Source organism: Paracoccus saliphilus, assembly GCF_028553805.1.
In the GTDB taxonomy this organism is placed as follows: domain Bacteria; phylum Pseudomonadota; class Alphaproteobacteria; order Rhodobacterales; family Rhodobacteraceae; genus Paracoccus; species Paracoccus saliphilus.
This window is the reverse complement of sequence record NZ_CP067140.1, coordinates 1-22,627: the sequence shown is the minus strand read 5'-3', so window position 1 is coordinate 22,627 and position 22,627 is coordinate 1. Positions and strand designations below refer to the sequence as shown.

Here is a 22,627-nt window from a genome sequence, read left to right as displayed (position 1 = left end):
ATCCGTCCAGCTTCATGTCAGAATTCTCACATGGAGTTGTCGGAAAAAGGCACTATGTTTCAGAATGTTTCAAAATAGCCCGCCATGAGCCTGATACCGACCCTGACCGAGACCATCTCCCGCGCCCGCGCAGATCTGCGTATGGGGTTGCCGGTCGTGATTGGCAGCTACCTTGTCGCGGCGGTTGAAACGCTGTCGGCAGAGCGGCTGGCCGACATGCACGCCTTGGGTCAGAATATTCTGGCGCTGACTGGCCGCAGGGCCGAGACCCTCAAGGCCCGCGTCTATGACGACGGTCTCGCACGGGTTCAGGTGCCGAAAGATGGTGATTTGCGCTGGCTCAGGGCATTGGCCGATCCAGCGGGCGACCTGATGACCCCGATGAAAGGCCCCCTGCTCACGCAACGCGGCGGAGAGGTTCAGCCCCATCAGGCGGCGCTCGCGCTGGCCAAATCGGCACAGCTCTTGCCCGCGATGCTGATGGTCCCCGCAGAGGCACAGCCCGGCCTGACGGTTCTTGCCGCGGGACCGTTGCTGGCGCAATTGGCGGGAGAGGCCGCGATGGCGCCTGTCGCCTCTGCCCGGCTGCCTTTATTGGCGGCGGAGCGGTCGCGCCTTCATATATTCCGTCCGGATGATGGCAGCACAGAGCACTACGCCATCGAAATCGGCGACCCGCCTCGCGATGCGCCGGTTCTGACCCGGCTGCACTCCGCCTGCTTCACCGGCGATGTGCTTGGCAGCCTGAAATGCGATTGCGGTCCACAACTGCAATCTGCGCTAACGGCGATGGGGCAGGCAGGAGCGGGTGTGCTTCTTTACCTCAACCAGGAAGGGCGCGGGATCGGGCTTGCCAACAAGATGCGCGCTTATGACCTGCAGAATCAGGGCTTCGATACGGTCGAGGCAAATCATCGGTTGGGCTTCGAGGATGACGAACGCGACTTCCGCATCGGAGCGGCGCTGCTGCGTCGCTTGGGTTTCGATACGGTGCGCCTGATGACCAACAACCCACGCAAGGTCGAGATGCTGGAAGGTCAGGGCATCAGCGTCGCTGAACGGGTGGCGCTGATCACGCCCCGCAATCGCTTCAACACCGGTTATCTGGACACCAAGGCCCGGAAATCGGGACATCTGCTATGAGCCCGCAGGACCTGGTCCTGACGCCGCAGGGAATCCGTTTTCTCGGGCGTGTTTTTCCATGCAGCATCGGCAAGACCGGCGTGACCATGGACAAGCACGAGGGCGACAAGGCCACACCTTCAGGCATGCACCGGATTACCGGCCTCTGGTATCGCCCGGACCGGCTTGCGCGCCCCGCCCCCTGGGCACGCCCCATCGGCCCCGGCGATTTGTGGTGCGACGATCCCGGCCATCCGGTCTATAATCATCATGCCCGCGTTCCGCTGACTGCCAGCCACGAATGCCTGCGCCGCCCGGATCCGTTATACGACCTGATTCTGACTACCGACTGGAACTCGCCCGAGGCAATCCCCGGATGGGGTTCCGCCATCTTCTTGCATCAATGGCGCCGCCCTCGCTTTGGCACCGAAGGCTGTATCGCCTTCGCGCGCCCTCACCTCATCTGGATCGCCCGGCACGCCACCCCCGGCACGCGTCTGATTGTTCCAGCCTCGCTTCCCGGTGCCCAGAGAGTGCGTCAGCCGTAATCCCGGGCTCCGAAAATGGCCGATCCGACACGGACATGGGTCGCGCCTTCGGCGATCGCCGCCTCGAAATCCGCGCTCATGCCCATGGACAGCAACTCGACATCGCTTTCTTTGGCCAATTGCCGGAGCAAACGGAAATGCGGAACCGGATCCTCGTCTTCCGGCGGAATGCACATCAGCCCTTGCGGGAACAGCCCAAGTTCCCGGCATGAGGCCAGGAATCCTAGCAAATCATCTGACAACACTCCGGCCTTTTGCGGCTCGTTCCCGGTATTGACCTGAACGAATAGCTGCGGGCTTTTTCCCTGATCGGCAATCTGCGCGGCCAACTTGCGAGCCAGCGAAAGGCGATCCAACGTATGGATGGCATCGAAAAGCTGCACGGCGGGTTTTGCCTTGTTCGACTGCAGCGGGCCGATCATGTGCACCGAGACACCATCGAAACGACCGCGCCAATCGGGCCATTTTCCCTGCGCCTCCTGCACGTAATTCTCGCCGAAAATGCGCTGCCCCGCGTTCAGCACGGCCTCGACCCGCTCGGCGGGCTGCACCTTGCTGACGGCGATCAACGTCACCGAACCGGGTTCGCGCCCGGCGGCCTGTTCAGCCGCGGCAATGCGGCGCTTGATGTCATCCAGTTCCATGATGCGACAAAACAAAAAGAAAAGAGCGGGCGCAAGGCCCGCTCTTTAAAACAGTGGTGTTTGTTTCGATCAGAAGTCGAAGCGGAGACCCATGTCGGCGCGGACATTTTCATCATAGTCGCGCTGGATCGAACCGCCCAGACGTGCGCCACCCAGATCGTAGTTCACACCAACACCGAATGCGTTGTCGGTTTCCTTGCCGAAGTAATCCTGGTCATTATTGGCGACATAGGCTTCGATGTTGGTCCGACCATCGGCCAGCGTGTAGTCGCCATAGATGGCAATGGTGTCACCCTTCATCCAGTCTTCCGAAGAGACATAGTTCAGGCCGATGCGAGCATTATCCATAACCGCATAACGGGCACCGATGAAGAAGATGTCGTTGTCCTCAATGCCCTCGCCGTTCCAGGTTGCTGCACCCGACAATTCCAGACGATCATTCCAGACATATTCAGCCAGCAGGCCGAATTCTTCCTCGGTGCCGACCGGTAGATCATTGACTTGATCCGCGGTGATGTAAGAGCCCCGGACGGTCAGAGTGTCGAATACATATTCCGCTGCCACACCCATGCGGTTGTTGTCGCCACCATAGTCTTTCGCGGCGTAGGCGTAGAAAGCAGGAAGCACACCGCTGAAGCCGACCGAGTTATCCATATAGCTCAGTTCGGTTGCGTAGATCAGGCTGCTGCTGTCGATGGCGGTATTAACGTTACCAACCTCGACGGTCAGACCACTGCCGGTGACATACAGCAGGCCGGGGTTCGAGTCGGTGTTATCGTCCCCCTGGTCCCATTGCAGACGGAAGCGGGCACCGAACTCGAGACCCTGATCGGTCGAGGTCGATGCATCAATGTTCATCCGCAGGCGCGAAACGACTGTCGTGTCATTGTCGTTGCCAGAGTTTTCTTGATACACAACACCGGTCCGGCCGTAGCCCGAGATGGTCACGTCGGCGGCGGCGAAGCCGGCGGTCGCGATTAGCGCGGTGGAGGCGATAAGAGCCTTTTTCATGGTCATGTTCCCTCTTGTCTCTCTGATGCCCAAACCGGCATTACCGCCTTGGGTATGCATCGTGTTTCCTATTTTCACATTCGCGATGCAACGGAATCACCGTTTCCGCTCACTGATTAGCGATTTTTGTGATGCACTTGCGCCACACTTTCCGGTTGCGCCGTGGCTATCTTGTAAATGCGGCTCCATCCGGGCATTGCCAAGGCGCTTGTCGCAAGGGGGGGTTCCGCGCTAAAGCTGCGATCAACGCGAAGAACCGGGGGATTTCATGAAGACGGTAGGCGCAGCGCAATTGATGATCGTTTCCACGCTTTGCGTCGGCCTTGCCGCATGCGGCGGCGGCGGCCAAGGCAATTCCAGCAACGGCCCGATCGAGCCGGACATGCGTGCCGATGCCCGACAGACCACGATCTGGGACGTCTTCGGCAACAGGACGAATCCCAACACGACCGTCGCGGTCAACAAATACCTCTGGAATGCCAGTCTCGATGTGCTGAATTTCCTGCCCATCCAGTCCGTCGATCCGTTCACCGGGGTTATCGTGACCGGCTATGGCACACCGCCGGGTGGTGGCCGGTCCTATCGCGCCACCGTCAAGATCAGCGATCCGGCGATGGACGCTCGCGCGCTCAAACTGTCGCTACAAGGTCCCGGCGGGGCGTCCGTGGCGCCGGGAACGGTTCGGGCCGTCGAGGACGCGATCCTGACCCGTGCGCGGCAAATGCGTATCCGCGACGGCAAGCTGTAGGTAGCACCAAGTTGCGCCACTGGACCTGACCTCGCCTGCCGTATACATCCTGCGGCAAGTGAATGACGACGCCCGAGGTCCGATATGCCCTATGATCCCTCCAGCAGCGAAGCCCGATGGCAGAAAGCCTGGGCCGATGCCGGCAGCTTTACCGCCATCCGTGACGAGCGGCCCAAATATTACGTGCTGGAGATGTTTCCCTATCCCTCCGGGCGCATCCATATGGGACATGTGCGCAACTATACCATGGGCGATGTCGTGGCACGGTTCAAACGTGCCCAGGGTTTCAACGTGCTGCACCCGATGGGCTGGGACGCCTTCGGCATGCCCGCCGAAAACGCCGCAATGGAACAGGGCGGCCATCCCCGCGACTGGACATATGGCAACATCGCCACCATGCGCGATCAGTTGAAGCCACTGGGCCTGTCCATCGACTGGAGCCGGGAATTCGCCACCTGTGACGATGATTATGTTGCGCAGCAACAGGCATTGTTCCTGGATTTCCTAGATGCCGGGCTGATCACCCGCAAATCGGCCATGGTCAACTGGGACCCGGTCGACATGACCGTGCTGGCAAATGAACAGGTGATCGACGGCAAAGGGTGGCGCTCGGGCGCGGAGGTCGAGCGAAAGGAACTGACGCAATGGTTCTTTCGCATCTCGGATTATTCCGAGGAGTTGCTGGACGCACTGGACGGGCTGACAGGCTGGCCCGACAAGGTGCGCCTGATGCAGCAGAACTGGATCGGCAAATCCCGCGGGCTGCAATTCGGATTTGCGACGGATGATGCGCCTGATGGGTTCGACGCAATCGAGGTTTACACGACCCGCCCCGACACCTTGATGGGTGCCTCTTTTCTGGCAATGTCTCCGGATCATCCGATGATCAGGGCATTGGCAAAGGACAATGCGGATATCGCAGAGTTCTGCGAGGAATGCCGCCGCATCGGCACCACCGAAGAAGCAATCGAGACGGCGCCCAAGATGGGTTTCGACACCGGGCTAACAGCTCACCATCCGCTTGATCCGGATTGGAAACTGCCGATCTGGATTGCGAATTTCGTGCTGATGGATTACGGAACCGGTGCAATCTTCGGCTCGCCTGCCCATGACGAGCGCGACCACGAGTTCGCCTGCAAATACGGTCTGCCGATCCGTGCGACCTTCGGGGAACGCGGCATGGACCTGGCACAGGCCGATGCGATGGTTGCCACGGCGCCATATGTCCCCCTGAAATCCGAGCCCGTCACCTATGTCCGCGGTTTCGCGGGCGAGACCGACCAGACTGGCGAGGTCGCCGTCGACGCCGCGATCGCCCATGCCGAAGCAGCGGGCTATGGCGAAGGCGTGACCAAGTTCCGGCTGCGTGACTGGGGTATCTCCCGGCAGCGCTATTGGGGCTGCCCTATACCGGTCGTGCATTGCGAGGCTTGCGGCACAGTGCCCGAAGCAAAGGAAAATCTACCGGTGCTGTTACCGCAGGATGTTAGCTTCGAGCAGCCGGGCAATCCTCTGGACCGGCACTTGGCATGGCGGCAGACCACCTGCCCGCAATGCGGGGGCAAGGCGCTGCGCGAGACTGACACGATGGACACTTTCGTGGATTCCTCGTGGTATTTCGCGCGCTTCACTTCGCCCCATGCGGACAAGCCGACAAACCGGGCGGACGCCGATTACTGGATGAATGTGGATCAGTATATCGGTGGGATAGAACACGCGATCCTGCACCTGCTCTATTCCCGCTTTTTCGCGCGGGCGATGGTCAAGACTGGCCATCTGCCGGAAACGGCAAAAGAACCATTCAACGCGCTGTTCACACAAGGCATGGTGACGCATGAGATCTACCAGACTCGCGACGAACGAGGCCGGCCGATCTATCACTTGCCCGATGATGTAACCGACGGGAAACTGGCAGATGGAACGGAGGTCGAAACCGTTCCCTCGGCCAAGATGTCGAAATCCAAGAAGAATGTCGTCGATCCGGTCAATATTGTATCCAGCTTCGGAGCCGATACCGCACGCTGGTTCATGCTCTCCGACAGCCCGCCTGAACGTGACGTCGAATGGACCGCCGCAGGGGCGGAGGCCGCGAACAAGTTCCTGTCACGAGTCTGGCGCCTTGCCGAAGAGGTTGGCGAAGATGGGGATGATCCGGACCTGACCCGTGCCGCGCACCGGGCGATTGCCGATGTGACCAAATCCATTGAAAGCTTTGCGTTCAACAAGGCCGTTGCCAAGCTCTATGAACTGGCCAATGCAGTGGGGAAATCCAAGGCAGGCGGTGAATCAAGGAGGGCTGTCTTGCGGATCATGGCGCAGTTGATGGCACCGATGGTCCCGCATATGGCCGAGGATATCTGGGCGATGGCGGGCGGTCAGGGCATGGTTGTCGATACCGATTGGCCCAAGGCGGATCCCGCGATGCTGGAGGATGACACCGTGACCCTCCCCATCCAGATCAATGGCAAGCGCCGGGCCGAGATCAGCGTGGCCAAGGACATGCCCAAGGACCAGATCGAAGCGCTGGTGCTGGCGGATGATACCGTGCGGCGCTTTCTTGATGGCGCGACACCCAAGAAACTGATCGTCGTGCCGGGACGGATTGTCAATGTCGTTGCCTGATCGCCTTACCCGGCGCGCAGCCCTTGCAGGCGTGCTGGCCTTGACCGCCTGCGGATTGACCCCGGTCTATGGCCCCGGAGGCGCGGGTGATCGGCTGCTTGGCAAGATCCGGCCCCGCGATCCGAAGACCTACGAGGATTTCGCCTTCAACCGCCGGTTGGCCGAAAGGCTGGGGCCGGACGGGCAGGCGCTGTACGATCTCGACTATCTCGTCAGTATCGGTGTGGTGCCGCAGGCGATCACGCCCGACGAGGTCACCACCCGCTATTCGCTTAACGGTACTGCGGATTTCTCGCTCAAGGAAAGCTCGGGCAAGGTGTTGGCATCGGGGCGGGTCAGCAGCTTTACCTCCTATTCCACCACGGGAACCACCATCGCCACCCTCAGCGCCGAACGTGATGCGCGGGAACGGCTGGCTCGGATGCTCGCCGATCAGGTGGTCACACGATTGCTGGCGGCCTCTGCCGCCTTGCCCGAGACATGAATCTGAAGGGCGGAGAAATCGCCCGCTACCTCGCGCGGCCCGATCCGTCGCGTCCGGCCTTGCTGATCTATGGTCAGGATGCGATGCGCGTGGTGCTGAAACGGGCCGAAGCGGTCGCGTCACTGGTTGGTGAGAATGCCGACGAAGAGATGCGGCTGACCCGCTTGGGCGGATCAGGGTTGAAAAAAGATCCCGCCACATTGATGGATGCCATCAAGGAGGTCGGCTTTTTCCCCGGACCCCGAGTCGTATTGGTCGAAGACACGCCAGACAGTGGCGCTGATGCGATCCGTGCGGCGTTGGAGGCTTGGCAACCCGGCGATGCGGTGATCGTGATTACCGCCGGTGGATTGGCAAAATCCTCGGCGCTTCGCAAATTGTTCGAACCGCATAAGCAGGCTGTTGTCGCGCCAATTTATGACGATCCGCCTGGCGAAGAAGAGATCGCCCAATGGCTGGCAGCCTCCGGTCTGCGCGAGGTGCCTCGTGATGCCATGCGCGATCTGATGACATTGGCCCGCGCCCTGGACCCCGGCGACATGCGCCAGACCATCGAGAAGATTGGGCTTTACAAATACGGTGATTCGACCCCCCTGACTCCGGCCGAGATCGCCTTGAACACACCCGCGACGATCGAAGCGGAAATGGACGAATTACTGCATGTGGTCGCCGAGGGACGTTCAGACGAATTCGGCCCCTTGATGCGGCGCATCGAGGGACAGGGCATCACACCGGTCAGTCTGTGCATTGCCGCCCTCAGGCATTTCCGGGCGTTACATATGGCCGCAGCGGACCCGCAAGGACCGGGAGCCGGGTTGTCACGAATGCGCCCTCCGGTTTTCGGACCTCGCCGTGAACGAATGACCCGGCAAGCTCAGAACTGGGGTGTGGCCCCCTTGGAAGAGGCGATTTCGCAATTGCTGACCACCGACCTGACGCTGCGAAGCTCCAGCCGGGCGCCACAGATGGCCCTGATGGAGCGAACCCTGATCCGGTTGGCAATGAGCAATCGAGGCAGGCGGTGACCGAACGGATCGACGCGTTGGTCATCGGAGCCGGACCTGCCGGGTTGATGGCGGCCGAAACACTCGCCGAAGCTGGGCGGCACGTCGTGATTACCGAGGCCATGCCAACACCTGCCCGAAAATTCCTGATGGCAGGCAAATCGGGCCTGAACCTGACCAAGGACGAGCCTTTCCCGGATTTCATCAGGCGTTTCAGTGGCGGTGCCCGTGAGGCGTTGGGATATTGGGATACCGAGGAACCCGATTTCGGGCCGAACGAGGTCAGGGATTGGGCGCAAGGACTGGGAATCGAGTTGTTCACCGGCTCGACCGGACGTGTGTTTCCAGTGGGTATGAAAGCGTCGCCATTGCTCCGCTTGTGGCTGGCTCGATTGCGAGAAGCGGGGGTAGAGCTGCGGACGCGTTGGAAATGGATCGGTCTCGAGAATGGTTTCCACTTTTCGACATTCGAAGGTAAGAGGACGCTAGCCCCATCGGTAACCGTCCTGGCCTTGGGTGGAGCAAGCTGGCCTCGCTTGGGCTCCGATGCCAGCTGGACACCCATGCTAGAGGCCTCCGGGGTGGATCTCGCTCGGTTTCAACCCGCGAATATGGGGCTGCAGGTTCATTGGTCAGCCGCCATGCAGCGGCATTTCGGATCGGCGGTTAAAGGGGTCGCAATCCATGCGGGACCTCAGATAGCCCGTGGAGAATGGGTCATTACCAGCACTGGCATCGAAGGTGGCGGTGTTTACGAGATTGCCGCGCAAATCCGGAACGGAATGGAAGCAAAAGTCGATCTGTTTCCGGATCTGGATCAAACCGCCGTTGAGCAGCGTTTCGGAAAGCCCAAAGGCAAACTCTCGATCGGCAACTGGCTGCGCCGGGTGCTTGGTGAGCCGGTAAAGACGGCTATACTGTTGGAATGGGGCCAGCCCTGGCCCGTGAAAGCATCAGATTGGGCGAAACTGGCCAGAGCCTTGCCTCTGCGCCACGATGGTACGATGGGTTTGGACCACGCAATCTCGGCAGCGGGAGGCATCACCGGAAGCGCCATGGCCCCGGATTTGCAACTGAGAGCACTCCCCGGCGTTTTCGTCGCTGGTGAAATGCTGGATTGGGAGGCACCAACCGGCGGTTACCTGATCACCGGGTGTCTCGCAACCGGGCGGCGAGCGGGACTGGCTGCCGCCCTCTATCACGACAAGACGGGATAGAGGGGCAACCAGCCACGGAGGCGGATCAATCGTCTGAAACTTTCAGAACGATCTTGCCGATATGCCCGCTACTCTCCATCCGGCGATGAGCATCCGCGGCATCTTTCAAGGCAAATTCGCTGTCGATGGTTACATTGACCGCGCCTGATTCTATCAAGGGCCAGAGCCGGTCGCGCAGCGCCTGTGCAATTTCAGCCTTTGCCGTATCCGATTGCGGCCGCAGGGTCGAGCCGGTGACGGTCAGTCGCTTCACCATGATCTGGGCAAAGTTCTGCTCGACCTTCGGCCCCTCGAGAAAGGCGATCATGACCAATCGGCCATCATTTGCCAATGCCTTGATGTTGCGTGGAATATAGCTTCCACCGACCATGTCGAGGATCAAATCGGCGCCACCTTCGGCAGTTACCTGCTGAACGAAATCCTCTTCGCGATAGTTGATCGCGCTTGCCCCGATCTTGGTGATCGCCGCGCATTTTTCCTCGCTTCCCGCAGTCGCCCAAACCCGAGCGCCAAGCGCACGCGCGATCTGAATCGCCATCATGCCGATACCGGAGGTGCCGCCATGGACCAGAAACCGCTCGCCTGCCTGCAATCCGCCGCGGGCAACGACGTTGGACCACACGGTGAAGGCCGTTTCGGGCAGACAAGCGGCCTCACGCAGTCCCATTCCTTCGGGAATCGCCAAGGCATGATCGGCATTGCAAACCGCATATTCCGCATAGCCGCCCCCTGGCAACAGCGCAGTCACCTTTTCGCCCTTGCGCCAGCGGGTTACCCCTGCACCAACCCCGACTACCTCGCCCGACGCTTCCAATCCCGGCAAATCCGAAGCGCCCGGAGGCGGTGCATAAGCTCCCTGACGCTGCAGAACATCCGGACGGTTCACACCGGCATAAGCGACCTTGATCAGGATCTGATCATGTCCGGGCACCGGTACGGGCCGGCCAGTTACTCGCAGCGCATCCGCGTCACCCGGCGTGGCAATCTCGATAGCTTTCATCGTGTCGGAGAACATGGTGCTTCCTTATTTTGTCTGCATCTTTCCGGGCAGGTTACGTTGACGTGGCGCGCGTATCCAACCGAAAGCCAGATTTCCGAGCGACTCGGCGCCCGGAATCTTGCGCAGTGATGCCTTTGTCTTTTCGAACCGCATCACACCATCGATCCGACGGTCAAGAAAAGCCCGGGTCTCTGCCTGATAATCAGATTCGTCTCCCAGCCAAAACAGAACCGTTGCCCCGACCACGGCCGAGAGGGTCGCGCGCTTGCTATACCAGTTTGCGTCATCCGAGCTATCGCCAAGCCCGGACCAGATCGCATCCGCTGTCTCCCACACCAAGCGGGTCCCGAGCGCCGCATTTCCAGGTAGCGCCAATGTCGCGGCGCCGGCGCGCACCAGCTCTGGCTGTACCAGCGACAAGCGATGCCAGACAGCATCCGCTATTCGGTCACGAAAGCGTCCTTGTGGCGACACCTCGGTCAACCACTCACGCAATTGGGCATCCGCCCGACGGTGATAAGCCGCGGCCAATCCAGCCCCTCCCTGAGGAAAGTGCACACGGGCGAGCGATTCGGGCATGTCGATATCCGCAGCCCCTGCCAGCAGGGCACGATCATTCATTCCTTCGAACGGAACGTGGTCGAGCGCCGCATTCAGCAGGGTTTCGCGATCTGTTTGCATGGTTTCCGGGCCTTTATCTGGACAAGGGTGCTCTTCGCTGCTAGAAGAACGCCTCCTGCAATCAGATCAACTCTAACCTAGGAAGGTGGTGACAACCACATGCAGGTCAATGTTCGCGACAACAATGTCGAACAGGCGCTTCGTGCTCTGAAAAAGAAACTTCAGCGCGAAGGTGTCTTCCGCGAGATGAAGCTTCGGCAACATTTCGAGAAGCCGTCGGTCAAGAAAGCCCGTGAAAAGGCCGAGGCCGTTCGTCGCGCCCGCAAGCTGGCCCGTAAAAAGGCACAGCGCGAAGGCGCACTGTAAGACGACGCGATCACGCGTATTCAGCGACCCCCGCGGCAATGCCTCGGGGGTCTGCTTTTGAGAGCGGCGGCTCTCGTTCAGGAATTGTCCTTGGCTTGAACCCTCCGTGCAGCTTCTCGATCCTGGCAGCGCGCAACCCATGCGTCGATGGCCGGAGTCGATGGCATTTGATCGCCAAACCAGGCGAAGGGCCCGGAGCAGAGCAGGTCAACCGCGCTGAAACTTTCGCCCAGAAGGTAAGGTTGCTTGACAAGCACCTCGTCCAACCGCGTCAGCATGGTGTCATAATCGCGCAGTGACGCCTCGATGGCAGGATGGCTGAGCTGTGCGAAATGTAGGATAGCGACGGGCTCGATAACTCCCTGATAGTAGAATAACCATGTCAGATACTCCCCGCGCTGCGGATCACCGGCAGAGCGGCCGAGCCCGCTTTCCGGGAACATGTCGGTCAGATATGTGATGATCGCGCCACGTTCCCGGATATGATCTTTCTCATTCACCAGATATGGTACCTTGCCTTCGGGATGCGGATTCTGGGGATCACGACCGCCCGAGCCGTCTTGCCGGGCGATGGTGACTGTGACGATATCGATCTGATCGGTCAGCCCCATTTCTTCGACGAGCTGGACGATGGAGGTCGAGCGGCTGTTGGGAGCATGATAAAGAGTCGGCATGGGTTGTCTCCTTGGCAAATGATGGCCAAGAATTAACGGAAGCCCACTGACAAAAAGAGGCAGCATGGCCCGAACCGATCGCCTGATGCGCTTGATGGATCTGCTGCGTCGCCTGCCGGCACCGGTCACCGCAATCAGATTGGCGGAGGAAACCGGTGTTTCACAGCGTCAGCTTTATCGTGACATCGCAACGCTGAGGGCCGGTGGAGCCCTGATCGATGGCGAAGCCGGGTTGGGTTATACCCTGACCGAGGATCCTGCGCTGCCGCCGCAAAGCTTCTCGCGGCTCGAGATCGAAGCGCTGCGGCTGGCGGTAGATGCGCTCGGGCGCATTGGTGATCCCGACTTGACCTCGGCAGCGCATGACGCGCTCGCTCGCATCATCGCCACGCTGCCCGAGCGTCAGTCACGGCAGGCTTTACACGCCGTAATGCGCAGCTTCGACGCCGGCCCCGAACGCGTGCCACCCCGCATTGACCTTGCCGTGATTCGTGCGGGATGCTGGGATGAGACGGAGCTTGAAATAGACTATGTCGATCTCAAGGGCGCAGCTTCGCGCCGCTCTATCTGGCCGCTTGGCCTGTCGTATTCACAGCACACATTGATGCTTCTTGCCTATTGCCGTTTGCGCATGGATTTTCGCATCTTCCACGTCAATCGCATCGAAGCGTTGCGCGCCACGGGCGACAGCTTTCGTCCTCATCGTGTTGCGCTGGTCCGCGAATATGCGTCCAAACGCAATGCCCGCCCTCCGGTTTGCACGGGATGATCACGCCGCGACCGGGCTGAATATCGCCGTCGCTGGATCGCAGGAATATTGGTCCGCATAGCGCGACGCATTGCTTGCCAGATCGCAAACAGCATCAAGGATCATGTCGATCTCATCCTCGGGGGCAGCCCAGCACAAATTCAGGCGCACGAAACCGGGTTTTTGAATTTCCTCGCCGCGCAGGATTGCGGAGCGCAGCTGAGTCGACGATTCCTCATCTATTTCCAGCAGCCGATGGACATATGGCCCGGCACAAGCGCAGCCGCCGCGCGCCTGAACCCCGTAAAGATCCGACAGCATTCGGGTCGCAAGTTGCTGGTGGATGAACCCGCCCTGGCCATCGCGGATTCGAAAAGCAAGGATCGGCAGCCGCGCCGCCGTCGGATGCCCAAGCATCTGCAACTCGGCAACGGTATTCAAGCGCGCCGCCTTGTCCTGCCAGCGGGAATGGATTGTATCGATTTGCTTCTGCCCTATCGCATCTTTCAAGGCGAAGACCATCGCCGCTCGAATGTCGCCGATCACATTGGGCGTTCCGCTTTCCTCTCTTGCCTCCACGGTCAACGCATAATCCTGCCCCTGAGAATTGACGAAGCGAACCGTGCCGCCTCCCGGTTGGGTTGGTCGTGATGCCACCACCGAATCCCTGCGCAGGATCGTTACCCCGGACGCCCCCGGCCCACCAATGAACTTATGGGGGGAGGTGACAACGGCGTCCATTCCCAGGCTCATGTCGATGGGCAGATAGGGCGCTCCCCCCGCATAGTCCCACAGGATTTTGGCACCGCGATCTTTCATCAGCCGTGTCACCGCAGCGACGTCAGTTACCACTCCAGTGACATTGGAGGCTGCCGAGAATGCGCCGAAGATTGGTCCTCCACGGTCAAGTTCCGTCCGGATTGCCGATAGATCGGGGCCGCCTGCCTGTGCCTCGGGTATCTCGACCACCCTGGCGCCGCTTTCCCGCCAAGGCAGGATATTGGAGTGATGTTCATATGGACCGATCAATACCGTCCACCCCGGCCCGACACCGAAGACATGAACCAATCGGTTCAACCCCGCGGTCGCTCCGGAACCGGTAAAAAGAACAGCATGCTCGTCCCCGCCACCGGTGCAATGCAGGATCTCGGCTCGCGCTGCTCGTCTCAGGCGAGTCATCATGCCGCCGCAATGGCTGGCCTCGGTATGACTGTTGGCATACCAAGGTAGCACCTCTTCAATGATGGTCTTTTCGACCTGATGCAGGGCGCGCCCCGAGGCGACGTAATCAGCATAGATCAACCGGTGTGGACCGAATGGACCGGGAACCATCGCATCGCGACCGATTAACCCGTCATGTAAGGCGCGGACATTATCCAAACCTTCCCGAAATCTAGCAAATAAGCTCACATGTCACCTCCGTCTTATTTCCTAGAATGACACAGCGCATCGTGGAAGACGCTTAGCTTTTACCTTGTTTTTTATTATTAATTGGGTCAAATGATTGCCACTATGCTTCATTTAGACAATATTGACCACCATATCCTGGAGGCTTTGCAACAGGATGCTTCTCTGTCGCAGCGTGAATTGGCAGAGCGAATCGGATTGTCACAGAACGCCTGTTGGCGGAGGCTACAAAAACTGACCGAAGCCGGGATTCTGCAGGGAAGCCGCGCGATCATCAATGCAGCAGGCGCCGGACTGCATTTGACCGTGTTCGTGATGATTCGCACCCGACATCACGATGATGCTTGGGCCCGTCGCTTTCGCGCCCGCGTCGAGTCGATACCGGAGATTACTGAATTTCACAGGATCGGCGGCGAATGGGATTATATGGCCAAGCTGGTGACAACATCGATGAGCGGCTATGATCGATGCTACAAGGCGCTGATCGAAGATATGAACCTTGAACGTGTCACAGGCGTGTTCTCGATGGAGACCATATTCGAGGGCCGCCCGTTTCGATTGCCATGACAGACGAATCGAAGCCAATGTACAGGTAAATGTAAAGAAAAGGCCGGCAGGTTATATCTGCCGGCCCCCGAATTCTTGCAATTTCGGTCTATCAGAAGCGATAGTTCACACCGACCTTGATATTATGGTGCTTCGGAGTTGCCTGAGAAACCAGATCGCCGCCATCCGTTGCAAAGGTGACAGCGGTCTTTTCAAAGTGCCGATATTCCCACTCGGCAAACATCGACAGGCGTTCGTTCAGCTTGCGCTCAACGCCCAGCCCCGCCGTGACGCCGGTATCGGAGAAACCTTCCGTGTAGGAAGCGTTCGCATCCGACAGTTTATAGTCAAAATCGCCATGGGCGACACCAAAGGTTCCGTAAACCAGCGTTTCCGGGTTCACGGCATAGCCGGTCTTCATCCGCAGCGACACCAGATAGTTCAGCTTGGATTCGAGTTCCCGATCCATCCCGAGTGCGTTGAAACTGTCGCTTCCATCGACGCTACCGCCTTCGATACCCAGCTCGGGGCCAAAGACCCAGTTGTCCCTCTGCCAGCGATAACCCGCATGAAGCCCGCCATTAACGCCTTTAATGTCGGCTTCGCCGAGATCAGTGGCACGCTCGCTCCCGTCGCTACTCTCAAGCCCGATAACATCATCGCCGCCGAACGCATAGCCCAGTGATCCGCCGACATATGCACCAGCCCAATCGGAAACCGGAGTCGGCTCAACAACCACCGGGGCTTCTTCGATAACGGGGGCAACATAGCCACCAGCATATGCTACACCACCAACCATAAATGTAACGCTTGAAACAGCACAGACCGTGGCAAGAATCTTTCCACGCATTTCGAATCTCCAATACTCTAGGGTGCCGCATGCAACGCAATTCCAGCAAACATGTCGGCAGGGTAAGCGCAGATAACGCCCCGTAGATGCAAATTGCAATCTGACATTAACGGCATATTTGCTCACCGGCATGAATACGCCGTCGAATGCAGCAGATATACCACACCCGAATCTCCGGGTCGTCAGATGTCGAGATTCTCGACGCTGAGAGCATTCTGCTGAATGAATTCCCGCCGCGGCTCCACGACATCACCCATCAGTTTGGTGAACAGATCCTCCGCCTCGGCAACATCCTCGATATGAACTTGCAGCATGGTCCGCGCAACCGGATCCAGTGTGGTTTCCCAGAGCTGATCAGGGTTCATCTCCCCCAGCCCCTTATATCGTTGGAGCGAAAGGCCCTTCTCACCTTCCAGGAAAATCGCCGCGAGCAAACCGAGCGGGCCAAAGATCGGTATTTCACGGTCCTTGCGAACCAAGCGCGCAGGTTTGGCATAGATATCCTGCAAAGCCTGTGTCATTTCGCCCAATCGGCGGCTTTCACCACTTCTCAGCATCTGGCCATCGAGTGTCCTGTTCTCCTCGACCCCACGAAGCATCCGAGTCAGTCGGATGCCGCCATCCTGAGTCGGACGCCCCCCCCAACCGCGCTCGTACTCCTCGGCCACCATATCCAGACGCGCGGCGACAGCGTCAGCGGCTCCCTGCGCATCCGAATCAACCCTGCCTGGCACCAAGGCCCCGGCGATTGCGGCCTGTTCCGTGATATGTGGCGGGTAATGTGTCGGATATGCCCGCAAAATCCGCCGGGCACTACGCGCCTCTTCCACGACGCGGGCCAGATCGTTGCCCACGATTTCCTCGCCTGATCCAAGCCGCAATGCTGCGCCGTCAATACCTTGCTGAATCAGGTAATCCTCCAATGCGGCCTCGTTCTTCAGATAAACTTCGGACCGCCCGCGTCCAACCTTATAAAGCGGCGGCTGAGCAATATAGAGGTGCCCAGCCTCGATCAATTCAGGCATCTGGCGGAAGAAGAACGTCAACAACAACGTCCGGATATGCGCACCGTCCACATCGGCATCAGTCATGATAATGATCTTGTGATAGCGCAACTTGGACAGATCGAATTCGTCGCGCCCGATCCCGGTCCCTAATGCCGTGATCAGCGTGCCGACCGTTTCCGATGACAGCATCCGGTCGAAACGTGCGCGCTCGACGTTCAGGATTTTGCCGCGCAAAGGCAGCACCGCCTGATTTTTGCGCGAACGCCCTTGCTTGGCGGATCCCCCCGCCGAGTCACCCTCGACGATGAAGAGTTCGGACAGGGAGGGATCCTTCTCCTGGCAATCGGCCAGTTTGCCGGGCAAGCTGGCAACATCCATCGCAGTCTTGCGTCGGGTCAGTTCTCGTGCCTTGCGGGCGGCTTCGCGCGCCAATGCGGCTTCGATGATCTTGCCAACGATCTGCTTGGCTTCGTTCGGGTTTTCCTCGAACCACTCGGCCAGTTTCTCGTTAACCATTCCCTCGACCGCGGGGCGAACCTCGCTTGAAACCAGCTTATCCTTGGTCTGGCTGGAGAACTTCGGGTCGGGCACCTTGACCGACAGCACGCAAGTCAGTCCTTCGCGCGCGTCGTCGCCGGTGAAATCAACCTTCTCCTTCTTCGCGATCCCGCTGGATTGCGCATATTGATTGATCACACGCGTCAGCCCACCGCGGAACCCCGCCATATGGGTGCCGCCATCCCGCTGCGGGATGTTATTTGTGAATGGCAGTACGGTCTCGTGGTAGCTGTCATTCCACCACATCGCGACCTCGACCCCTATGCCATTGCGATCGCCGGTGATGAAGATCGGTTCAGGCATGACGGATGTCTTGGACCGATCAAGATATTTCACGAATTCGCGCACGCCGCCCTCGTAGAATAGCTCGGTCCGTTGCAAATCAGCGTGGCGGCTGTCCTCCAGGATGATCCTTACGCCGCTGTTCAGGAAGGCCAGTTCCCGCAGACGGTTTTCGAGCGTCTTGAAGCTGTACTCCAGATTGCTGAAGGTGCCGTCCGGGTTATTCGTCTTGGCAGAAGCAAGGAAACGGACCTCGGTCCCGGTTTCTCCTTCTGCCGCATCGCCGACCACGCGAAGATGTTCGACGGTATCGCCATGCTCGAAGCGGGCGTAATGCTCTTTGCCATTGCGCCAGACGCGCAATTCAAGCCAGTCGCTGAGCGCATTCACGACCGAGACGCCGACGCCGTGCAGACCACCCGAGACCTTGTAGCTGTTCTGGTCGAATTTCCCGCCCGCGTGAAGCTGGGTCATGATGACCTCGGCAGCGCTGACTCCTTCACCGGAATGCATCTCGACCGGGATACCTCGGCCATTATCACGAACGCTGACGCTGTTATCTGCGTGGATTTCGACTTTCACGTAGTCGGCATAATCGGCCAACGCCTCGTCGATGCCGTTATCGACGACCTCGTAAACCATGTGATGCAGACCACTGCCATCATCGGTATCGCCGATATACATGCCAGGTCGCTTGCGGACGGCCTCTAACCCCTTGAGAACCTTGATGGAATCTGCACCGTAATCTGCGGGCTGCGGGGCGGTGTTGGTCATGTGCTATCGTTCCTATCAACTTGATGACGATATAGTCATTCGCGAAGGAAAAGTCACGGCAAACACACGGTTTTTTCCAACTCTTCGGCCGGGTTCAGCCGGCCAGCATCTGTCCAAACCCGATCACGCAACCGACCGCGATCAATAACCCGCCCGAGACCAGATTCATTCGCCTTAAACCGGTCGGGCTGGACAGTCTTGAACGAGCAGCGGCGATAGCCCCTCCCATGCCGAGATTAAGGCAGAAGGGGATCACACAGGACATGACCACAATGGTCGTGACATCCAGGCCGGTCAGCTGCGTGACATCAAAAAAACCAGGTAGCACGCCAACATAGAACAACGCCGCCTTGGGGTTTCCGGCAATGGCCAACAGTCCTGCCGAGAATCCAGCCCATGTGCCGCTGCGGGTCAGACGAGAGTCGCGCTCCACCGGCTGCGATGCCTTTCGCAACAACATGACGCCCATGCCGATAAAAACCGCTGCGGCGACCCAACGCATCGCCTCGATCATCATGGCGTTTTGGGAAACGATCACGGCCAAACCGAAAATCGCGATCAGCGGCCATATCGCATCACCTATGGCAACTCCGATCGCCAAGGGCCATACCCCTCTGAAGCCCGAGGCCAGTGCCCGCGCGATGATCGCCACCCAGACCGGTCCGGGTGTGAACCAGATCCCGATCATCGCAATGGCATAAAGCCAGATTGACTCTGCTTGCAGCGTCATTGCACCTCCTCGGCGCTGGAGGCGCCACCATCTTTACAAACCGACAGCCTTCGCGCCCTTGCACCGAAATCGGTGAATAATTCCGGGCCTGTCCCGGTCAACAATGTCTGTGCGGGCATGGACGCGATCTGGTCATACAATGCCGCGCGCCGATCGGCGTCGAGATGCGCGGCGACCTCGTCCAGCAACAGGACCACCGGCTGATCCGATAGGGCACGGGCATTGGCCAGCATCAGCGACAGCAGCAGCGCCTTCTGCTCGCCGGTAGAAGACAATGCGGCGGGCATTTCCTGAGGGCCCCAATGCGCACCAAGATCAGCGCGGTGCGGGCCGGTCAAACTGCGCCCCGCCGCCAGATCACGCGACCGCATAGCGGCCAATCGTGCGGCGATGCTCTCTTCGTCCGGATCGTCGGCTTGTCCCTCTCCGGGCATCAGCGTCATGGTTGCAGCGGGAAACCCGGTCATGTCTTGATGTTGCGCCGCCATGATCCTTTCGAGTGCCGCCTGCCGGTTGCGGGTGAGGGCAGCACCCGCCGTGGCCATCTGCGCCTCGAGCGCACGATACCAACCGGGGTCGGTCACCTGATCCTTCAGCAACCGGTTCCGTTCACGCATGGCCTTGTCATAGCCAAGCGCATGATCGGCATGATCGGGAAACAAGCTGAGCGTGATCCGGTCCATGAACCTGCGCCGCGTTTCAGGCGCATCGGTCCAGAGCCGATCCATGGCCGGGACCAGCCAGATCACCCGAAGCAGTCGCCCCAATGCCGTTTGCGGCACCTGCTTGTCATCGATCAGAACTCCACGAGATTGACCGGGCGGCGCGGTGATCTCAACCTCATGATCCCCGATGCGTGCCCGGATTCGCCAACCGGAATCTCGTCCTTGCCTTGCCTGATCGAGGGCAGGAGCCGCCCGAAGCCCGCGGCCGGGGGCCAACATCGACACGGCTTCCAGTATATTGGTCTTGCCCGAACCGTTTGGACCAAAAATCGCCAGAGGCCGCTGATCGAGTTCCAGATCCAAACGCGGCCAGGACCGGAACTGCGCCAACGACAGCTTCGATACCGTCACACCCGCATCGGCATGACGACATAGATCGCGCTTTGATCGCTGCCTTCACGGATCAGCGCGGCATCGCCCGAGCTGTTGAACATGAATACGGCGTTGTCACGATCGACCTGGCTGGCGATCTCCTGCAGATACTTGGCATTGAAACCGATCTCCAGCGGTTCGTCGGAATAAGCCACGATAAGCTCTTCCTCGGCTGCACCGGAATCAGGCGCATTCACCGAGAGAACCAGCCGGTCTGACTCCAGTGACAGCTTGACGGCGCGTGAGCGTTCGCTGCTGACGGTCGCCACACGATCCACGGCGCGCGCGAAATCACTCGCATCGACCTCGAGCTTACGGGTGTTGTTCGAGGGAATGACGCGGGAATAGTCCGGGAAGGTGCCGTCGATGACCTTCGAGGTCAGCGTGATATCGGCCGTGGCAAAGCGGATCTTGGTCTCGCTGACGGAAACCGCAATATCGGCCTCGTCGTCGTCCAAGAGCTTGCGCAGCTCACCCACCGTCTTGCGTGGCACGATGACACCCGGCAACTCCGCAGCGCCATCGGGCAACGCCGCATCGATACGCGCCAGACGATGCCCGTCGGTCGCCACGCAACGCAGCATCGGACCATCTTCGGATTCCGCCACATGCATGTAAACGCCATTGAGGTAATAGCGGGTCTCTTCGGTCGATATCGCGAATTTCGCCTTGTCGAAAAGGCGTCGCAGGACCGATGCCGAAGCTGTGAAATTGGCGCTGTATTCCGTCGCAGCCAGAACCGGAAAATCCTCGCGTGGAAGCGTGGCCAGGTTGAAATTCGACCGGCCCGCCTCGACGGTCAGTCGTCCCGCCGCGTCGTCCGAGGTGATCTGCACCAAGGCACCATCAGGCAGTTTCCGGGCGATCTCATTCAACATGATGGCACTAACCGTGGTTGCGCCCGGTCGTTCCACTTGGGCAACCGCGCGATCCACCACCTCGACATCCAGGTCGGTGGCACGAAAGCTGACACCGTCAGGCGTCGCTTCGATCAGGACATTGGCCAGAATGGGAATCGTGTTGCGCCGCTCAACGACCGATTGGGCCTGCGATACGGCTTTGACCAGAACGGCGCGCTCAATCGAGAATTTCATCGCTCTTCCCTGTCCCTTCAGGCCAACCGGCCCATTTCTCGGACCTGATTTGTAACCGCCTGCCGTGACGGTCACAAGGATTTCATTGAGCTGTCAGTTTCAAGCTTCAAGTTGCCGTCTGAGCAGGGCGATATCCTCGGCCAGTCCAAGGTCCTCGCCCGCCAGCTCCTCGATCTTGCGAACGCCATGCATGATGGTGGTATGATCCCGCCCGCCGAACCTGCGACCGATCTCGGGTAGCGAGCGATTGGTCAGCTGTTTCGACAGGTACATCGCGATCTGACGCGGGCGCGCCACGTTCCGCGCCCGCTTGGGGCCCATCATGTCGGCAAGGCGGATATTGTAATGCTCTGCCACCTTGCGCTGTATATCGTCAATCGAGATCTTGCGGTCATTGGTGCGCAGGATATCCGTCAGGCATTCTTGGGCGACTTCCAGCGTGATCTCGCGGCGCAGAAGGCTGGCATGGGCGAACAGCCGTTGAAGCGCGCCTTCAAGCACACGGACATTCGTGGTGATTCGATTTGCAAGGAATTCCAGAACACCGTTGCCGATCTGCAAATCCGGTTGTTGGTGACGAAACACCTCGGTCTTGGCTTGCAGGATGCCAAGCCGCAACTCGTAAGTGGTGGGATGCAGGTCGACGATCAGGCCGCAGGAAAGACGTGACTTGATCCGCTCTTCAAGACCCTTGATTTCCGCCGGCGTACGATCAGCCGAGATGACGATCTGCTTGCCTTGGTCTACCAATGCATTGAAAGTGTGGAAGAATTCTTCCTGTGTGCTGTCCTTTCCGGCAATGAACTGGACATCATCCACCATCAGCATGTTCACGTTCCGGAACATGCCCTTGAAATCCATGATCGTGCTTTCGCGCAGTGCTTGCACAAAACGATACATGAACTGCTCTGCTGACAGGTACAGCACGCGCGCCGAGGGGTCGTGTTGCTGGTAATCATGTGCAATCGCATGCATCAAATGGGTCTTGCCCAAACCCACGCCCCCATAGAGGAAAAGCGGGTTGAAGCCGACCGGACCACCCTCGGACACGCGACGGGCGGCAGCATGCGCCAACTCGTTGGGCTTGCCGACAACGAAATTGCCAAAGGTGAAACGCGGGTCCAGCGGTGCACCAAGTTCTGGCCGGCCCGCATCGGCCACATCCCGAGCCTCCTTCGCCGTTGCCGGACGGGAACCATTCTTTTCGTTAGCGGGACGAGATTGATTCCCCTCTTGCGGGATAACTTCGAAACGCAGCCGTTCGATGTGTTGGCCGTGGCGCGAAAGCTCACCCATGATGTCATCTGCGAAATGACGGCTCACCCAATCGGAAATAAATCGCGTGGGGCTGGAAAATCGCGCCACGCCTTCTTCTAGGGCGGTCAGACGAAGGGGCTTGATCCAGTGATTGAAGTTATTCGGCCCGACGGATTTTTCCAGTTTGATACATGCTTGCCCCCAAATTTCATCCAT

22 protein-coding genes are annotated in these 22,627 nt (G+C 59.3%); 10 read left to right on the top strand and 12 right to left on the bottom strand.

Features of this window, described 5'->3' with window-relative positions; all coding sequences use genetic code 11:
* The first annotated feature begins 84 nt into the window (after positions 1-84).
* Positions 85-1,143 (top strand): GTP cyclohydrolase II, encoded by a 1,059-nt coding sequence (gene ribA, locus JHX88_RS00110; RefSeq protein ID WP_076522239.1) that lies wholly within the window; start codon positions 85-87, stop codon positions 1,141-1,143.
* Positions 1,140-1,670, top strand: coding sequence for a L,D-transpeptidase family protein (locus JHX88_RS00105; protein WP_076522238.1), 531 nt, complete (start codon positions 1,140-1,142; stop codon positions 1,668-1,670). The genes ribA and JHX88_RS00105 overlap by 4 nt, the downstream gene beginning before the upstream one ends.
* On the opposite strand, the gene JHX88_RS00100 is transcribed toward JHX88_RS00105, so the two are convergent.
* Both JHX88_RS00100 and JHX88_RS00095 read right to left on the bottom strand, forming a co-directional pair.
* Positions 1,661-2,314 carry a YggS family pyridoxal phosphate-dependent enzyme gene (locus tag JHX88_RS00100; protein ID WP_076522237.1) on the bottom strand — a complete coding sequence of 218 codons (654 nt, stop codon included), beginning with the start codon at positions 2,312-2,314 and terminating at the stop codon, positions 1,661-1,663. The genes JHX88_RS00105 and JHX88_RS00100 overlap by 10 nt on opposite strands.
* Positions 2,315-2,383: 69 nt before the next feature.
* Entirely contained in the window at positions 2,384-3,331 is a 948-nt protein-coding gene (locus tag JHX88_RS00095; RefSeq protein WP_176011373.1) for a porin, read from the bottom strand.
* Positions 3,332-3,593: 262 nt separating this feature from the next.
* Here JHX88_RS00095 and JHX88_RS00090 point away from each other — a divergent pair, with 262 nt between their 5' ends.
* From JHX88_RS00090 to JHX88_RS00070, 5 genes are all read left to right on the top strand, one after another.
* Positions 3,594-4,073: a DUF3576 domain-containing protein gene (locus JHX88_RS00090; RefSeq protein WP_076522236.1), complete on the top strand. Its 480-nt coding sequence runs from the start codon at positions 3,594-3,596 to the stop codon at positions 4,071-4,073.
* Positions 4,074-4,157: 84 nt separating this feature from the next.
* On the top strand, positions 4,158-6,695 hold the full coding sequence (gene leuS, locus JHX88_RS00085) for a leucine--tRNA ligase (RefSeq protein ID WP_076522235.1): 2,538 nt from the start codon (positions 4,158-4,160) through the stop codon (positions 6,693-6,695).
* Positions 6,682-7,179: an LPS assembly lipoprotein LptE gene (gene lptE / locus JHX88_RS00080; protein WP_076522234.1), complete on the top strand. Its 498-nt coding sequence runs from the start codon at positions 6,682-6,684 to the stop codon at positions 7,177-7,179. The genes leuS and lptE overlap by 14 nt, the downstream gene beginning before the upstream one ends.
* Entirely contained in the window at positions 7,176-8,204 is a 1,029-nt protein-coding gene (gene holA, locus JHX88_RS00075; RefSeq protein ID WP_076522233.1) for a DNA polymerase III subunit delta, read from the top strand. The genes lptE and holA overlap by 4 nt, the downstream gene beginning before the upstream one ends.
* Before the next feature lie 8 nt (positions 8,205-8,212).
* Positions 8,213-9,400, top strand: coding sequence for a TIGR03862 family flavoprotein (locus JHX88_RS00070; protein ID WP_076522816.1), 1,188 nt, complete (start codon positions 8,213-8,215; stop codon positions 9,398-9,400).
* A gap of 25 nt (positions 9,401-9,425) precedes the next feature.
* Here the strand turns inward: JHX88_RS00070 and JHX88_RS00065 are convergent, their stop codons facing one another.
* Both JHX88_RS00065 and JHX88_RS00060 read right to left on the bottom strand, forming a co-directional pair.
* Positions 9,426-10,415 (bottom strand): NAD(P)H-quinone oxidoreductase, encoded by a 990-nt coding sequence (locus tag JHX88_RS00065; RefSeq protein WP_076522232.1) that lies wholly within the window; start codon positions 10,413-10,415, stop codon positions 9,426-9,428.
* 9 nt (positions 10,416-10,424) lie between these two features.
* Positions 10,425-11,081 (bottom strand): COQ9 family protein, encoded by a 657-nt coding sequence (locus JHX88_RS00060; protein WP_076522231.1) that lies wholly within the window; start codon positions 11,079-11,081, stop codon positions 10,425-10,427.
* 99 nt (positions 11,082-11,180) lie between these two features.
* Here JHX88_RS00060 and rpsU point away from each other — a divergent pair, with 99 nt between their 5' ends.
* Positions 11,181-11,387 carry a 30S ribosomal protein S21 gene (rpsU, locus tag JHX88_RS00055; protein ID WP_022705914.1) on the top strand — a complete coding sequence of 69 codons (207 nt, stop codon included), beginning with the start codon at positions 11,181-11,183 and terminating at the stop codon, positions 11,385-11,387.
* Between the two features lie 77 nt (positions 11,388-11,464).
* Here rpsU and JHX88_RS00050 read toward each other — a convergent pair whose 3' ends face one another.
* On the bottom strand, positions 11,465-12,061 hold the full coding sequence (locus JHX88_RS00050) for a glutathione S-transferase family protein (protein WP_076522230.1): 597 nt from the start codon (positions 12,059-12,061) through the stop codon (positions 11,465-11,467).
* A gap of 64 nt (positions 12,062-12,125) precedes the next feature.
* Here JHX88_RS00050 and JHX88_RS00045 point away from each other — a divergent pair, with 64 nt between their 5' ends.
* Positions 12,126-12,830 carry a helix-turn-helix transcriptional regulator gene (locus tag JHX88_RS00045; protein WP_076522229.1) on the top strand — a complete coding sequence of 235 codons (705 nt, stop codon included), beginning with the start codon at positions 12,126-12,128 and terminating at the stop codon, positions 12,828-12,830.
* On the opposite strand, the gene JHX88_RS00040 is transcribed toward JHX88_RS00045, so the two are convergent.
* Positions 12,831-14,219 (bottom strand): aminotransferase class V-fold PLP-dependent enzyme, encoded by a 1,389-nt coding sequence (locus tag JHX88_RS00040; RefSeq protein ID WP_076522228.1) that lies wholly within the window; start codon positions 14,217-14,219, stop codon positions 12,831-12,833.
* A 102-nt stretch (positions 14,220-14,321) separates the two neighbouring features.
* On the opposite strand from JHX88_RS00040, the gene JHX88_RS00035 reads away from it, so the two are divergent.
* Positions 14,322-14,783, top strand: a complete 462-nt coding sequence (locus tag JHX88_RS00035; protein ID WP_272848138.1) for an Lrp/AsnC family transcriptional regulator — start codon at positions 14,322-14,324, stop codon at positions 14,781-14,783.
* A gap of 91 nt (positions 14,784-14,874) precedes the next feature.
* Here JHX88_RS00035 and JHX88_RS00030 read toward each other — a convergent pair whose 3' ends face one another.
* The 6 genes from JHX88_RS00030 to dnaA form a co-directional block, all read right to left on the bottom strand.
* Entirely contained in the window at positions 14,875-15,612 is a 738-nt protein-coding gene (locus JHX88_RS00030; RefSeq protein WP_076522227.1) for an outer membrane protein, read from the bottom strand.
* Between the two features lie 182 nt (positions 15,613-15,794).
* Positions 15,795-18,233: a DNA topoisomerase (ATP-hydrolyzing) subunit B gene (gene gyrB, locus JHX88_RS00025; protein ID WP_076522226.1), complete on the bottom strand. Its 2,439-nt coding sequence runs from the start codon at positions 18,231-18,233 to the stop codon at positions 15,795-15,797.
* 94 nt (positions 18,234-18,327) lie between these two features.
* Positions 18,328-18,963, bottom strand: coding sequence for a LysE family translocator (locus tag JHX88_RS00020; RefSeq protein WP_076522225.1), 636 nt, complete (start codon positions 18,961-18,963; stop codon positions 18,328-18,330).
* Entirely contained in the window at positions 18,960-20,039 is a 1,080-nt protein-coding gene (gene recF / locus JHX88_RS00015; protein WP_076522224.1) for a DNA replication/repair protein RecF, read from the bottom strand. The genes JHX88_RS00020 and recF overlap by 4 nt, the downstream gene beginning before the upstream one ends.
* A complete protein-coding gene (gene dnaN, locus JHX88_RS00010) occupies positions 20,036-21,154 on the bottom strand; it encodes a DNA polymerase III subunit beta (protein ID WP_076522223.1) in 1,119 nt (372 codons plus the stop codon). The genes recF and dnaN overlap by 4 nt, the downstream gene beginning before the upstream one ends.
* A 99-nt stretch (positions 21,155-21,253) precedes the next feature.
* A complete protein-coding gene (dnaA, locus tag JHX88_RS00005; protein ID WP_076522222.1) occupies positions 21,254-22,627 on the bottom strand; it encodes a chromosomal replication initiator protein DnaA in 1,374 nt (457 codons plus the stop codon).

Coding starts and splice junctions, on each gene's coding strand:
- JHX88_RS00090 (WP_076522236.1), top strand. CDS start 3,594: ATGAAGACGGTAGGCGCAGCGCAATTGATGATCGTTTCCACGCTTTGC.
- JHX88_RS00060 (WP_076522231.1), bottom strand. CDS start 11,081: ATGCAAACAGATCGCGAAACCCTGCTGAATGCGGCGCTCGACCACGTT.
- holA (WP_076522233.1), top strand. CDS start 7,176: ATGAATCTGAAGGGCGGAGAAATCGCCCGCTACCTCGCGCGGCCCGAT.
- leuS (WP_076522235.1), top strand. CDS start 4,158: ATGCCCTATGATCCCTCCAGCAGCGAAGCCCGATGGCAGAAAGCCTGG.
- JHX88_RS00065 (WP_076522232.1), bottom strand. CDS start 10,415: ATGTTCTCCGACACGATGAAAGCTATCGAGATTGCCACGCCGGGTGAC.
- JHX88_RS00030 (WP_076522227.1), bottom strand. CDS start 15,612: ATGCGTGGAAAGATTCTTGCCACGGTCTGTGCTGTTTCAAGCGTTACA.
- JHX88_RS00050 (WP_076522230.1), bottom strand. CDS start 12,061: ATGCCGACTCTTTATCATGCTCCCAACAGCCGCTCGACCTCCATCGTC.
- JHX88_RS00020 (WP_076522225.1), bottom strand. CDS start 18,963: ATGACGCTGCAAGCAGAGTCAATCTGGCTTTATGCCATTGCGATGATC.
- rpsU (WP_022705914.1), top strand. CDS start 11,181: ATGCAGGTCAATGTTCGCGACAACAATGTCGAACAGGCGCTTCGTGCT.
- ribA (WP_076522239.1), top strand. CDS start 85: ATGAGCCTGATACCGACCCTGACCGAGACCATCTCCCGCGCCCGCGCA.
- JHX88_RS00045 (WP_076522229.1), top strand. CDS start 12,126: ATGGCCCGAACCGATCGCCTGATGCGCTTGATGGATCTGCTGCGTCGC.
- dnaA (WP_076522222.1), bottom strand. CDS start 22,627: ATGGATGAAATTTGGGGGCAAGCATGTATCAAACTGGAAAAATCCGTC.
- JHX88_RS00100 (WP_076522237.1), bottom strand. CDS start 2,314: ATGGAACTGGATGACATCAAGCGCCGCATTGCCGCGGCTGAACAGGCC.
- lptE (WP_076522234.1), top strand. CDS start 6,682: ATGTCGTTGCCTGATCGCCTTACCCGGCGCGCAGCCCTTGCAGGCGTG.
- JHX88_RS00105 (WP_076522238.1), top strand. CDS start 1,140: ATGAGCCCGCAGGACCTGGTCCTGACGCCGCAGGGAATCCGTTTTCTC.
- JHX88_RS00035 (WP_272848138.1), top strand. CDS start 14,322: ATGCTTCATTTAGACAATATTGACCACCATATCCTGGAGGCTTTGCAA.
- gyrB (WP_076522226.1), bottom strand. CDS start 18,233: ATGACCAACACCGCCCCGCAGCCCGCAGATTACGGTGCAGATTCCATC.
- JHX88_RS00095 (WP_176011373.1), bottom strand. CDS start 3,331: ATGACCATGAAAAAGGCTCTTATCGCCTCCACCGCGCTAATCGCGACC.
- dnaN (WP_076522223.1), bottom strand. CDS start 21,154: ATGAAATTCTCGATTGAGCGCGCCGTTCTGGTCAAAGCCGTATCGCAG.